General features: G+C 50.8%; 11 protein-coding genes, 1 tRNA gene and 1 pseudogene. 4 read left to right on the top strand and 9 right to left on the bottom strand.

The window, feature by feature from the left end:
* Nucleotides 1–1,012: pseudogene (locus tag AC6R1A_RS00065) on the top strand (BatD family protein); the annotation flags it as partial.
* A 13-nt stretch (nucleotides 1,013–1,025) separates the two neighbouring features.
* On the opposite strand, the gene nfsA reads toward AC6R1A_RS00065, so the two are convergent.
* The 7 genes from nfsA to glpA form a co-directional block, all read right to left on the bottom strand.
* Complete coding sequence (gene nfsA / locus AC6R1A_RS00060) at nucleotides 1,026–1,748, bottom strand: oxygen-insensitive NADPH nitroreductase (protein ID WP_500632873.1); 723 nt, start codon at nucleotides 1,746–1,748, stop codon at nucleotides 1,026–1,028.
* Nucleotides 1,749–1,803: 55 nt separating this feature from the next.
* Nucleotides 1,804–2,499 carry a flavin reductase family protein gene (locus AC6R1A_RS00055; protein WP_500632872.1) on the bottom strand — a complete coding sequence of 232 codons (696 nt, stop codon included), beginning with the start codon at nucleotides 2,497–2,499 and terminating at the stop codon, nucleotides 1,804–1,806.
* A gap of 80 nt (nucleotides 2,500–2,579) precedes the next feature.
* Nucleotides 2,580–4,061: an FAD-binding domain-containing protein gene (locus tag AC6R1A_RS00050; protein ID WP_500632871.1), complete on the bottom strand. Its 1,482-nt coding sequence runs from the start codon at nucleotides 4,059–4,061 to the stop codon at nucleotides 2,580–2,582.
* A gap of 100 nt (nucleotides 4,062–4,161) precedes the next feature.
* On the bottom strand, nucleotides 4,162–4,734 hold the full coding sequence (locus tag AC6R1A_RS00045; protein WP_500632870.1) for a hypothetical protein: 573 nt from the start codon (nucleotides 4,732–4,734) through the stop codon (nucleotides 4,162–4,164).
* A 64-nt stretch (nucleotides 4,735–4,798) separates the two neighbouring features.
* Nucleotides 4,799–6,034, bottom strand: coding sequence for an anaerobic glycerol-3-phosphate dehydrogenase subunit GlpC (gene glpC, locus AC6R1A_RS00040; RefSeq protein WP_500632869.1), 1,236 nt, complete (start codon nucleotides 6,032–6,034; stop codon nucleotides 4,799–4,801).
* Nucleotides 6,031–7,371: a glycerol-3-phosphate dehydrogenase subunit GlpB gene (gene glpB, locus AC6R1A_RS00035; protein ID WP_500632868.1), complete on the bottom strand. Its 1,341-nt coding sequence runs from the start codon at nucleotides 7,369–7,371 to the stop codon at nucleotides 6,031–6,033. Before glpB ends, glpC begins: the two co-directional genes overlap by 4 nt.
* Nucleotides 7,358–9,013: an anaerobic glycerol-3-phosphate dehydrogenase subunit A gene (glpA, locus tag AC6R1A_RS00030; RefSeq protein WP_500632867.1), complete on the bottom strand. Its 1,656-nt coding sequence runs from the start codon at nucleotides 9,011–9,013 to the stop codon at nucleotides 7,358–7,360. The genes glpB and glpA overlap by 14 nt, the downstream gene beginning before the upstream one ends.
* Nucleotides 9,014–9,436: 423 nt before the next feature.
* On the opposite strand from glpA, the gene AC6R1A_RS00025 reads away from it, so the two are divergent.
* Together AC6R1A_RS00025 and glpK are read left to right on the top strand one after the other, a co-directional pair.
* On the top strand, nucleotides 9,437–10,294 hold the full coding sequence (locus AC6R1A_RS00025; RefSeq protein WP_500626759.1) for an MIP/aquaporin family protein: 858 nt from the start codon (nucleotides 9,437–9,439) through the stop codon (nucleotides 10,292–10,294).
* 72 nt (nucleotides 10,295–10,366) lie between these two features.
* A complete protein-coding gene (gene glpK, locus AC6R1A_RS00020) occupies nucleotides 10,367–11,875 on the top strand; it encodes a glycerol kinase GlpK (protein ID WP_500632866.1) in 1,509 nt (502 codons plus the stop codon).
* A 23-nt stretch (nucleotides 11,876–11,898) separates the two neighbouring features.
* Here the strand turns inward: glpK and AC6R1A_RS00015 are convergent, their stop codons facing one another.
* Together AC6R1A_RS00015 and AC6R1A_RS00010 are read right to left on the bottom strand one after the other, a co-directional pair.
* On the bottom strand, nucleotides 11,899–12,399 hold the full coding sequence (locus AC6R1A_RS00015; protein ID WP_500632865.1) for a GNAT family N-acetyltransferase: 501 nt from the start codon (nucleotides 12,397–12,399) through the stop codon (nucleotides 11,899–11,901).
* A gap of 113 nt (nucleotides 12,400–12,512) precedes the next feature.
* Nucleotides 12,513–12,603, bottom strand: a tRNA-Ser gene (locus tag AC6R1A_RS00010).
* Nucleotides 12,604–12,930: 327 nt separating this feature from the next.
* On the opposite strand from AC6R1A_RS00010, the gene AC6R1A_RS00005 reads away from it, so the two are divergent.
* Nucleotides 12,931–13,614 (top strand): MaoC family dehydratase, encoded by a 684-nt coding sequence (locus tag AC6R1A_RS00005; RefSeq protein WP_334552137.1) that lies wholly within the window; start codon nucleotides 12,931–12,933, stop codon nucleotides 13,612–13,614.
* The last annotated feature ends 207 nt before the right edge of the window (nucleotides 13,615–13,821 follow it).

Below are 13,821 nucleotides of genomic sequence, written 5' to 3'. Positions count from 1 at the left end.
GGCGACCACACCGGGTGCACAAACACTGCACAGTATTGGCTTTCGCGGCAGTATCGTCTACGGCAGTGAGCGTGACGGGAGTACCCGCTTGATTGATGCCAGCACTGCTGCGAAAGGGTACACCATCAACGTATTGGATAAACCAAGCGACTATCAAGGCACTTGGCTACCTGCTTCAGAGCTGACGCTGCGTCAGCAGTGGCAATCATCACAAGGTGAGCTCGGTGAGACAACGAACCACTTAGAGTTAGGCGATTCCATCACGCGAACCCTCACCCTTGAGGTCACTGGGATCAGCGCTGAGCAGTTACCCAGCCTGTCCATAACCTACCCATCGTCTGTGCGCCAATACGCCGAAAAGCCGCAGGTAAGCGAACCACAACCAGGTGTCGTTCGCATGGAGTTGAAACAAGTATTGATCCCTCAACTGACCGGAGAGATCACTCTACCTGAGGTCATCGTGGATTGGTGGGACACCACCACACAGACCCAGCGCCAAGCAATCGTTGATGGTTTAACGCTGAGCATCAAGCCTGCCGTCACAAGCCATGCCTCTACTGCGCCCTCAATTACCGCTGCGGCGCCCGTCGAGACTGTCACACCCACTGCCACCATTGAGCGTGGTTTTTGGCCTTCGCTGAGCGCGCTACTCGCGCTAGGTTGGTTGATAACCCTTGGGCTGTGGTGGCGCACCAAACGCGCGCTTCACACGCTAACCACTGAGCAACAAAGCCATGAGCCTACGCTAAACAGCGCTGGTTCGTTGATTGAGGCGCTGCGCCAACAAGACTATGTTCAAGCCAACCGTCTGGCAGCGATCTGGTTGGATGAAGTGTCGATGTCAGAAGAGTTGCGAGGATCTATACACGCCGAGTTGGAGGCTATGAACCGCAGTCAGTTTTCACCGCAAATCAGCACTTGGTCTAGCTCGACCTTGATCGCACTGGTTAAAAAAGCCAACAGAAAAAACAACAGCGGCAAACCGAAAGGTTCGCCGCTCGCTAAGCTCTGAGGTGGATAAAGGGCTAGCGCTTTGCTAACCCTTTACTGTTCAGGTACCCCAAGATGTGCGGGCGAGATTCGCCCGACAGTTTGGCCGTCACTTGCTCTGACCAGCCACTCTGCTTATTGTTGCTAGCGCGCTGTTGATAATAGGTGTGCATGGTCTCATCGTAGTGTGCAACGGCCTGTTTATCGAGCGGGTGGTAGTGATTTTGATGGACAATCACCTCCAGCGGCAATCTCGGTTTTAGATCTGGGTCTTGAGCGGGATATCCAAGGCACATGCCAAATAACACCGCGCAGTACTGTGGTAAACCCAACAACTCGTCTACCTCAGCCGCACGATTGCGCAAACCACCAATGTAAACGCCACCGAGCCCCATCGACTCTGCCGCTACCAAACAGTTTTGCGCCATAATGCCGGCATCGACAGCACCGATTAACGTCAGCTCGGTAAAATCTGCCTGCACGTTTGGATTAAGTTCTACATGGCGCTGGTAGTCGATACAGAACACGAGAAACTCAGCCGCACTCTCCACATAAGATTGATGGCCGGCAAATTCGGCCAGACGTGCCCGCTTTTCAGGGTCTGTCACGCGAATCACTGAGACCACCTGCAACAAGCTCGATGATGATGCCGCTAATCCCGCTTTGAGCACAGTGTCAAGCTGCTTAGGGCCAATCGCCTCAGGTGTAAACTGACGAATGGAGCGGTGATTCAATAACGTGTCTATGGTGCTGTTCATGGCAAATCCTTGAGTATCACAACATGAAGAATCAACACCTTATAGTGGTTTGGCGTTAGGGTAAACCTTCTTCGCTGTATAGCGCTTGCCATGAGGAGGGTTCGCCCTCTAGGGTAAGGGGGTGAAGCGGTTGGTCTGGTTTTGCATAACTCAATCGATGAACTCTCTGCGTGACGTGGTAACTATCCAGACCCGAGATGGTCACGGTTTCCAACTGCTCGTGGTCAAGATACCCATCGGGCATCACTGCCTGCTCCGGCAGCAATAATCTGACCACTTCACCAATCAACATTTCTGTTTGATTGCTTTGAATCACCATATGCTCAACCAATTTTAATCCGATTTTTATTGGGCTTTCGAGTACGAAAGGCGCTGCGAAATGATCATGGTAATAGCGAGTCAGCCCCGTTTCATCGAACTCGCTTACGTCACAAGGATAACGCGCCGAGGTTTGATGGGCCTGCAGTGCGCACTCGCGTGTCACTGAGTTGATGGTAAACACACCCGTAGTGAGGATGTTATTTAAGCTGTCGCGTTGCGCAGGCCTTGGCCTCGACACAAAACCAAGTAGCGGCGGGTTAGAGCCAAAATGAATCACCGAGCTGACAATAGCAAGATTGTCGTTCCCCTGCCCATCCGTGGAGCCAATCAGATTAGCGCTCTTAAAACCTGTCAAGGAATTGATTAACCTAGCACGGCTACGCGGCGCCATTTGGTCAATATCGTCTGCGCTCCACTCTTTCTCTATCATGCTTGTTCTACCTGCGTGTCATCGACATTACTGATGGCGATTCGTACGCGGTCAACTCGCTATCGATCACCGTGTATTGATCACCGCGCGTTGACTTTTGACGAAGCACGAACATGAGTGGCAAGCACCTTACGTCCCTCACGTTTAACATCTAGACGCTTTTTCCAACCCCATAAACGCTCTCGCGCTTCACTGGCCGCAGCATCGAGATCAATCACTGGCCTGAGATAAGGGCTCTCTTGGGGCAGCTGATACAACGCGGCTTCCATTGCACTCATGGTCCACGGTTTGAACAGCAGCGGTGTGGGCACCTCTGAAAGCTCCGGTATCCACCGGTAGATAAATTTTCCGGCGCTATCGTGCTCCTGCGCCTGTTTGACCGGGTTGTAAATGCGAATGGTATTGGTGCCCGTGACACTGGCTTGCATTTGAAACTGGGGATAATGAATGCCCGGTTCAAAGTCGAGAAACAGCTGCGCCAAATGGGCAGCGCCCAATCGCCAATCGATGTTCATGTGATGCGTCAACACACTGACCAACATCGCACGCATACGAAAGTTCAAGTACCCCGTACGATGCAAACAACGCATGCTGGCATCCACCAAGGGTATTCCGGTTCGCCCTTCTTTCCATGCATTGAGTTTCGTTGTGCTTTCCACGCACTCATTGGCCAACAAGGCGTCATACGCCCTATTGACACAAACAAACTCCATCTCACACTGAGACTCAAACTTTTGCATGAAATGGCAATGCCAATGTAGCCGCGAAGAGAAGGCGACCATGCTTCGCCTCAACCCCGGACTATGCCAATGAGCCAGCAGTGCTTGATAGACTTCGCGCAACGACAGATTGCCCCAAGCCAGATAAGGTGACAATCGACTGCACGCATGTCGAGCAGCCGTAGGGCTTGAGATACTTCGATAGTACGAAGTCGCTCGGCGATCAAAAAAATCTTCTAATGTACGCCACGCCATCGTCACGCCACCAGTTTGAAAGCCACTCACTTTCTGTTGCCAAGCCTCAGGGGGATCCACACGCCATTGCTGGCAGCGTTTATCGAGTTGAGCGATATTGCCGTCGGAAAGCGGCACAGATTCAATCGGTGTGCGCATTACGGATGACCAATGTTGATCCCAACCGTCTCGATTCTTCGCTCCCCTAATCACTGCGCCCATCGGCGATTCAAACCAAGCAATCTCTTTTTGTTTGAACCATTGGCTCATGCGCCGATCTCGTTGGAAAGTCACATCTAAACCAATTTCTTGATGGGAATAGACGGCGGCAATGGTGTAACACTCCGCCAACGCCTCGAAACACGCTTCTGCTGAACCTTGCAGGCAGTGAACCTCACCCTCAAAGGGGGCCAGTCGCTGATTGAGATCTTGTAGTGACTGCCACACAAAGCGCCAATGCCGCTCACTGTAGTGGGGATTGCCGAGCAACTCAGGCTCAAATAGATACAAAAGTAATGTCGGTCTTCCTGTTTTTAAAGCGCGATTTAGTGGCTCATGATCGCTCAGCCGCAAATCGCGCTTAAACCAGACGACGTTGATAGATTGCATGTGTACTCCTCATTGTTCGAGGGTTTTACGTGCAATCCAAATGAAGCGGTCACTCTTACTTTACCGTCACGTCACTCTGTTCACGATGAGATCAACGCGATCAAGACTGCGCCGATTCTATCCGTTTGGCGATCTCCTCTTGCTGCTGAGAGATCGAGTCTAGCGCCTGTGCTGTGGTCTTTATTGCTCCGGCCATTGAGGAGAGATGTGAAGTCGCGCCGAGCAGTGTCGCTTGCATCGGACGCAACACGAACCAAAAAATGGCCGATATTATCCCGATGATGACCACTCCAATCAGTGCGATCGCCACCAGCACTTGCTGGCGCAGCTCATCAAAGAACTGCTGACTTTTCGTGGCGATGGTCTGCTTAGAGTGCTGAAATGCGCTTGGCAGTGCCTCCATAGACTGTCTAGAGAGCAATACCAATTCGTTGAGATTGCCAATGGTTTGGTCGAGTTTTTCTTGCTGTTGCCCTGTCAAGTGCTCACTTTGCGCGATGTCTGCAAGCGCGCTACCAATGGTATCTAACGACTGTCGGGTGTCATCCAATGCCCGCTCAACTCCCTCCAACTCTAATGTCATCGACACCTGTACAAAGGGCTGATGCGCCTCCTCCTCTGCATTCACCACTGATGCCAATAGCACCATACTCACGCCTAGCCACCACTTCATCGCCCTATCCTTTTGATTGTCTGTTCTTTGACATCATAGCGCTAAGCCATCGAATGTGTCGTCTTTAATTGTTTGGATAAGGAGATTGAGACTCAAGCGCCATCGCCAACAACGTCATTGGATGGTGACACGCGAGGGAAGTATTTTCTTCAATCTGCCATTTACACGCCTCACAGTCGGTTATCGCGTAGTCCGCACCGGATTCTTCCATCGCCGCAAATAAAGGCGCCCCTATCGCCATTGAGGTGGCGTAATTTTCCGATTTGAATCCATAAGTACCCGCTAATCCGCAGCACTGACTGTCTAACACTATCACGGTTAGACCGGGGATCCGTTTAAGCAGTTCGATGGTAAAAAGATGCTCACCGCTCCGCTCAATGTGACACGGCGTGTGGTACACCACCACTTTATTTAATGGTTTGAGTGTCGGTCCCTCGCCTTGCTCAAACGCGCGCAGAAAAAAACGACTGAAAAAATGTACGTCGTTGACAATGGCATCATTCTCAACCCCTAGCACGTGAGGGTACTCTTCTTTCAATGCTAAACAGCAACTGGATGACGTTGAGATCACGCCGTGGCTGGAGCCATGTAACGCAGCGGTCATCTGCTCAACGTTGGTTCGCGCGTTTTTGCGCGCTTTATCTAAAAAACCATTGGCAATCAAAGGTACGCCACAGCACTTTTCTTTATCGAGTAAGGTCACGCCATAATTCATCGCATTCAGGACCTCGACCACATCTTTGCCCAGTTGCGGATGGTTGTAATTGACATAGCAGCCGTGAAAATAGCTCACATGTCGGGAAAACTTTGCTTGTGACGACCTCTGCTTTTTAAACCATGCGCGAAACGTGCCTTGGGCATATTTAGGTAAGGACTTGTGGTGATCCACCCTTAAGGTTTTTTCCAAAATGGTTTTGACTGGAATCAGTTGCGTCATCTTGTTGACAACGTGTCCCATCGGCGTGGCCAGTGAACCGAACAAGTCGGTGTGGCTGAGCACATAATCACGTACGGTTTTGGGGCTAAGCGTTTTTTTCCCTAAGGAGCCTTTGGCGTTCGCGATCAAATCACCAATGCGCACCCCAGAAGGACAAGCGGTTTCGCAGCGCTTGCAGTTGGTGCACATCGACAGGGCCTCATCATAGTAATCTGGGCTTTTGATGCGCAAGCGTTCGCCATCCGGGCCACACTGTTTCGGACCGGGGTAAAGAGGGTTGGTCTTGGCGACCGGGCAATACACGGTGCACACCGTGCATTTGATGCAGTTTTCAAAAGACAATTGACCAACTTGAGCGTTCATACCTCAACCTCCTCTTTAAAAGCTGCGTGTTGATGGCTCTTTGCGATTGCAGTGGCTACGTGATAAGCGGTGCTGATGGCGACGCCGCCCCCGCAACCTTGCTTAATCGGATCAAAGCCCCGCAACAGAGCGCCAACGCAACGCACGTTACGCACCGTCTCGCCATTCAGTAGAGGGGAAAAATCGGCATTGGTCTTGACGCCAAACGCCAAGAAAGGTTGGGAGTCGGCAGCAAAAAACGCGTTATTGGCCCAGTGGTCACGCTCGTCATCGGCACTAACGTCAAAGTGAAAACGCGGCTCCTGCACGGCTTGTCTCTCAGCCACCAGTCCACCACTAAAGAAACTGCCGGTCGCCATAATATAGTGAGCCGCACGCAATGGCGTCTTGCTCATTTTCTGGGTATAAATCTGCTCCAGCTGATATCCCGATGCCGACTCGATGAGCTCGCCGCCAACCACGCTGTCACCTTTGAGCACCACGCCCCCCAACTCACGAACCGCGCGAGTCAAACACTCTTCAATGCGTATGCCCATCAACGATGGTGGCATGGTCGCCACTTCAAATAACTGTCGCTGTGTCTGCGCTCTCAGCCGTTCAAGGAGGATGAGCCCATCGCCATTTCCGAGCACGGCAGGTATCACCACGGCATCATCCGCTTGAGACACACGTAAAAGTTGGTGAGCGAATTCGTTCAGGACGTGGGGCTGTCGCAATAAGCGCGATAAATCAATAGAGCGCAGATCGCCACATTGACGGCCAAACCCACGCAGCGAAGGCAGGTCTACAGTGATACTGCGGATGGTTTTGCCTGTGAACATCGGTTGCTGCGCAAGGTAATCACGAGTCATGTTAGGGTGAAAATCTCGAAAGCCCGCTATCGAGACCACAGTAATTCGGTGAAAAGCGCTGAGCGCTGACCGATCAAAATCCGTACACAACGCATAAGGCTGAGAAAACCACGTCGGTTTAAGCGTACCCACCGTTGTGAGTCTCAAGTGGTTTTCTTCTTGACCTAAGGTGCGCATCGGCAAGCCTTGCTCAGCCATCATAGCGCCGAACCATTGCATCGCTTGTCGCACTTTGTCTGCGCCTAATTTAGCGTAGGGATGCATTGGGCAAGCTTGCGTCAGTTCGTCTATCGCGGGGTACGGTAAGCGCACCGCCTGCCCCGTCACTGGCGAGTGGGCGAGCAGATCAATCGAGCCTGATGAAAAATGCATCGCACTTTGCCCACTAGAGACCACCGCCGTCTTAAGGCCCAATTGCAAACAGCGCAGAGCGGCACTTAGGCCGGATAGTCCTGCGCCCATCACAACCACATCATAATTGAGCATCTGTCGCCTCCTCGTTGCAGGTTAACTGTGCGTTAAAGTCGGTGGGTTCGATACCCAATAGGCCCTGGTAGACCCAATAACTGAACTCGGCCTCACGCAGCGCATCTCCCCATAAAATCGGTTTCACCCCTTTCCAGCGCTCTTCAAGAAACTCGACCAACAGCTCACCTGATTCTATTCCGCTGCATTGGGTAAACTCATCGAAAAGACCCGCCGCGCGGTAGGTGCAAAGCTCCCCTTGGCAGGGTCCCATTCCAAGACGCGTGCGGCGGCGAAGATCAGTCAGGTTGTGAACATCAAGCTCTTTAATCGCGTATTCGATTTCGCCACTGGTGACCATTTCACACTCACATATCACGCTTTGGCTTTGCGGGGTTTTCTTGAGATAGCTGATAACGCGTTGACCGTGGCGATCCACCGCGGCTAATTCTGCCGGTTTGGCCTGCAATGCATGGCGACGCTTAGCGGTTTGAAGAGGTTCAGAGCCGGGCAGCGGACGGCGGTGAGTGTCACACTCCGCCACATGACCTAATTTAGTGGCAATCAAATCCGTGGTCATTTGGGCCATCAAGCGGTAGGTCATCAACTTACCACCGGTAATGGTCGTGAAGCCTTTTAGGCCGTCGCGACTTTCATGGTCCACTAACACAATACCACGGCTGATATTTCGGCCACTGCCATTGTCATCCAACGAGACCAAAGGACGCACCCCCGCATAAGCGCGCAGCACACGACTCTGCGCCATGATCGGCGCAAGTTTCGCCCCTTCTTCTAACAGCAAATCCACTTCTTTGGCGCTCACTTCTAGGCGATCGATCTGATCGTAATCAATGTGCTCTGATGTAGTACCGATAAGCGAAATCGTATCAGCGGGGATCAGGATGTCGGCGTCAGCAGGCTGACGACACCGATTTAACACCACATTATTGATACGATAATCGAGCACCAACAGCGAGCCTTTCGCTGGGAACATGGTGATATTGAGATCGGCGTATTCGCAAATAGTCTGCCCCCAAATGCCCGCAGCATTGACCACCTGATCAGCCCAGATCTCAAAGGACTCGCCCGTGCGTCTATTTTGGCAGCGTACACCCAGCACTTGATCTGCAACTCGAATAAGCGACGTGACCTGAGTATGGGTAAATAAACGCGCGCCGTGATCTTTGGCATCAAGCACATTGGCGGCACACAAACGAAACGGATCCAAAGTGCCATCGGGCACTTGCACCGCGCCGAGCAGGCTTGGATTTGCATTGGGTTCCAGTTTAAGCGCCTCTTTAGCACTGAGAAGTCTTGTCTCTATGTCAGCGGCTTGGCATGCGTCGACAAAGGTTTTTTGGTACTCAAGACCATCTTCTGGTAATGAGATAAATAACCCGCTGCTGTCTTCAACACAATGGCGCGCAATGCGTTTAAGGATCCGATTTTCTTGAATGCACTCTCTCGCCGAATGCGCATCCGTCACCGCATAACGCGCACCGGAATGGAGTAAACCGTGATTGCGCCCCGAGGTGCCCGCAGCCAAATCATCACGCTCGACCAAAATACAATCGATGCCGCGCAACGCGCAGTCACGCATGATCCCTGCTCCCGTTGCGCCGCCGCCAATAATGACCACCTGAGTTTCAAATCGCGTTGCCATCGCCGACTCCCGTTTGTCTATTCTGCTTTTAGTCTCGCACGGTTTGTGACTATCATTTCGAGATCACACTCACAAATGCTCGAACGAGCATTAATTGAGTATTTTCACAACATAGATGGAGTAAGAGAACAATTGACAGTTTTAATGAACAACTGGTGAATAATCAGGTAAAACACTAATAGTAAAGTACTAAAAACGCGTATTTCTACGTAATCCCTGATTAACTATTACTTAACACCACCAATTAACCATGATATTTATGTGGAATAGATAACAAAAACGAACAAAATAAAAACATTTTCGCTCAAATTAACTTCATATGAGAGCGAAGTACCGTTTCATATCCAACCTTTTCTATACACTCACTCGCGCTCAATCGGTTTTTGTTGTACCGAACCAACATCCAACCTTAAGGACATCATTATGGCTATACGTAAAGATCACACTCTATTAGGGCAGTGTATTGCCGAGTTTATAGGAACCGGATTACTCATTTTCTGGGGGGTGGGCTGCGTGGCAGCGTTAGTACTGACAGGCGCTCAATTTGGTCAGTGGGAAGTGAGCATTGTATGGGGCATGGCGGTCGCTCTGGCGGTGTACTGCACCGCAGGTGTATCGGGTGCGCATATTAACCCAGCGGTGACCATCGCGCTTGCGGCTTTCCATGGGTTTGAAAAACACAAAGTCATCCCCTACATCGGCTCACAAATCGCTGGCGCGTTTTGCGCGGCGGCGCTCATCTATGGCTTATATGGCAATCTGTTCGTCGAATGGGAACTGGCCAACGGCATCGCAAGAGACACGCCTGAAGCGCTGGCAACCGCCGGTATTTTCTCCACCTTCCCTAACCCATCGCTCTCCTTTGGCGGTGCGATGGCCGTGGAATTTTCCATCACCGCCGTGCTGATGTTTGGCATTTTGGCCTTTGGTGATTCCAACAACGGTGGTGAATCTCGCGGGGCGATGGTGCCGCTATTGATTGGCTTACTGGTCGCAACAATTGGCGGTTCATTAGGTCCTTTGACCGGCTTTGCGATGAATCCCGCGCGCGATTTTGGTCCTAAACTGTTCTCTTTCTTAGCGGGCTGGGACTACGCCCTCACTGGCGCGAAAGAGATTCCTTATTTCATCGTCCCCATCATCGCACCCATCGCTGGCGCCTGCTTTGGCGGCTGGCTGTACCCGAAAGTCATCGGCGCGTACCTCCCCGACGATGGCGGCTGCACCAGCCCAGCGCAATGTGATGATTGCGTCGTTGAAGATAATGAAGTGCACCCATAATGCACGCGGTGCCTCGTCAACTCGACAAGGTCTACCTACAAAAAAGCATAACGTGATAACAAGGATTACCCCATGACTACTCAATATATTGTTGCTCTTGACCAAGGAACTACCAGTTCTCGCGCCGTTGTACTGGATCACGACGCCAACATCGTCAGCGTCGCACAGCGCGAATTCACGCAAATTTATCCCGAAGCCGGCTGGGTAGAACATGACCCACTGGAAATCTATGCCACACAGAGCTCGACACTCATCGAAGCGCTAGGGCAAAAAGGCATCACCTCAGATCAGGTCGCCGCGATTGGTATCACCAATCAGCGTGAAACCACCGTGGTATGGAACAAAGAGACCGGTGCCCCCATCTACAATGCGATTGTCTGGCAATGTCGTCGTACAGCCAACTTGTGCAAAGAGTTGAAGCAACGTTCCGGCCTTGAAAGCTACATCAAAGAGAACACTGGCCTGGTGTTAGACCCGTATTTTTCCGGCACCAAAGTCAAATGGATTCTCGACAATGTTGAAGGCGCCCGCGATCTGGCGAACGAAGGGAAGTTGCTGTTTGGCACCGTTGATACCTGGCTGGTTTGGAAGATGACTCAAGGGCGTGTGCACGTCACCGATTACACCAACGCCTCTCGTACCATGTTGTTTAACATCAACACCCTTAAGTGGGATGAACGCATCTTGCAAGAGTTCCACATTCCCCTATCCATGATGCCTGAGGTGAGACCGTCTTCAGAAGTGTATGGCAAAACTAATATTGGCGGTAAAGGCGGCACTCGCATCCCTATTGCCGGTATCGCTGGCGATCAACAAGCGGCGCTGTTTGGTCAAATGTGTGTCGAGCCCGGCCAAACCAAGAACACCTACGGAACCGGCTGCTTCCTACTGATGAATACCGGTCATGAGAAAGTCACCTCGAAAAATGGCCTCCTCACGACCCTTGCTTGCGGGCCAAAAGGTGAAGTCGCCTACGCACTCGAAGGCTCTGTCTTTATGGGCGGTGCGTCGATTCAGTGGCTCAGAGATGAAATGAAATTGCTCGAAGATGCCCACGATTCAGAGTACTTCGCGACCAAAGTAGACTCATCCAATGGCGTGTACGTGGTGCCGGCGTTTACTGGGTTGGGTGCGCCGTATTGGGATGCGTATGCTCGCGGCACCATTGTCGGAATGACGCGAGGCACAGGTTCGAATCACATCATTCGTGCCACTCTCGAGAGTATCGCCTATCAAAGCCGCGATGTGATTGATGCGATGCAAGCCGATTCTGGCATCAAACTCTCCACACTCCGAGTCGATGGCGGCGCTGTGGCGAACAACTTCTTGATGCAATTCCAAGCTGACATCTTAAACACCCAAGTTCAGCGACCAAAAGTAACCGAAGTGACCGCACTAGGCGCCGCATACTTAGCCGGTATTGCGGTCGGATTCTGGGATGGTTTGGAGGAAGTCTCCAACAAAGCCGAAATCGATCATACCTTTATCCCTCACGATGATCCGGAGAAACGTGAAGCCCGCTACAGTGGTTGGAAACGCGCCGTGCGTGGCGTGCTCGCTTGGTCTGAAGTGGTGAATTAAGCGATAATGATAATGACCAAGTGCTAACGCGCTTGGTCAATTTCATGATCTAAGTATTTTTCCATTTTGATCAAATCCCAAGACACACCTTCATGCTTTCGTGCACCTTGCTCAAACGACACCGTTTCGAAACCAAGGGATTGATAACAGCGGATAGCGGGGTGATTGTGTGCAAACACAACCAGAGAGAGTTTTCGGACCATCAGTGTTGTCGCCGCGTGAATGATCAGCGCCTTAAGCATCTGCTTGGCCACGCCTTGGCCTCTGTGTGAATCACTGACAAACACACGGCATATGCGATAGTGTCCCTCTTCAACAAAAAACAGTTCGGCAACACCAACTCTCTGATCATCACGTTCATAGAGAAATGGCGTCACTTCTTGACGTTTAATGTGTCTAACGATCTGTCTTTTCGTAAGGGGGAATTGATAGGTAGGCCCGCCCCATTGGTAATTGAGCGAAGAAGAATCGATCCAAGCAATGAGTTGGTCAATGTCACCTTTGTTGAATGGTCTAAGCGGCATGCGTTCCCTTTCCTATGGTACTTACTCTATTCAACATAGAGTGTCTCGAAAAGAAAAACCAGATCCCAGAAACGAAAAAACCGCTGTAAAAACAGCGGTTTTTTCTAGAATAGTGGCGGAGAGATAGGGATTTGAACCCTAGATACGCTATTAACGTATGCCGGTTTTCAAGACCGGTGCTTTCAACCACTCAGCCATCTCTCCGTCGGTGAGGCGTATATTAGGTACTTGGAGAAAGGTTGTAAAGTGCTAATTTGCTTTGAATTGTTCGAGTGATGACAATGTGAGCAAAAACTGTCTCTCTACTGTGATTTTTTAGCCAATTAACGGGTGTCATTGGTTTGAAACACTAGTGTTGTAGCTCTAATTTTAATGAGCCAATAAAATAGTGTTTTATTGTTAATTATTTGAATTTATTAATTAAAACACTGTTCAGTTAACACATGTGCGCCCGAAAGTATTTGAACAATAATGTGAACTAATTCAAAATTAGAGAGTTCGTTAGGTATTCTGTATAAATTCGAGGCTGTTATGAAAGTTGCTGACTTGTTCAAACATCGTGGTGAGTCAATTTCAAAGCATCATTCTGATCTCATGCAATGGATGTCGCCTGCAGTACGTGAGTACTGGGGAGACTTTTTAAGCAAGGCCAATAACCGTCAATTGTTCACTCGACTGCGCGATCTTCAACAACCCGCAGTGAACGATGAGGCATCTGAGCCTGTTGAGAAGCCAATCGAACTTAAACCGCAAGCCCAAGCTGTCTTTGATGAGCTACAGACTCAATTAGGCGAGATCATTCATACGGGTGAATGGCTCGATGTCTCACAAGAGCGCATCAACCAATTTGGTCTGGTCACGGAAGACATGCAGTGGATCCATACCGATCCTGAGCGTGCGGCCAGTGAATCGCCATTCAAAACAACCATCGCTCACGGTTTTCTGACCTTGGCTTTGCTGCCAAAATTGACCGACAGTGTCGATCCAGACAACAACCTATTCCCGACGGCTAAGATGGTCGTCAACATTGGGTTGAACCAAGTGCGTTTCCCTTACCCTGTCAAAGCTGGCAACCGAGTCCGTGCGGTCAGTACTTTGTCTAAGGTCACGCCGATCCGTAAAGGATTAGAGGTGGAGCGCGAGATCAAAGTCGAAATTGAAGGCGTTCGCCGTCCAGGTGCCGTTGTCACGTCTGTCATTCAACTTCATTTTTAGCAGTGTGGCTCAAAAGCCAAACCCAATAACCTAAAAAGGATACGCATGACGTATCCTTTTTTGACTTTGTACTAGAGTGGCGCTTAGTTGCCCATAGTGTAGCAACAGCCTAATTGGTAATCGTCGCCATTTTTCGCCGTGAACTCTTTCTCTTCTGTACACGCTTGGGGTTTACCAGGTGCTGGAACTACCTGTGGGAAAGTTGCA

It is taken from the genome of Vibrio sp. R10-SG3-ISO3, assembly GCF_059834225.1.
Note: the sequence above shows the minus strand (reverse complement) of the source record. Positions and strands in the feature narration are given on the sequence as shown.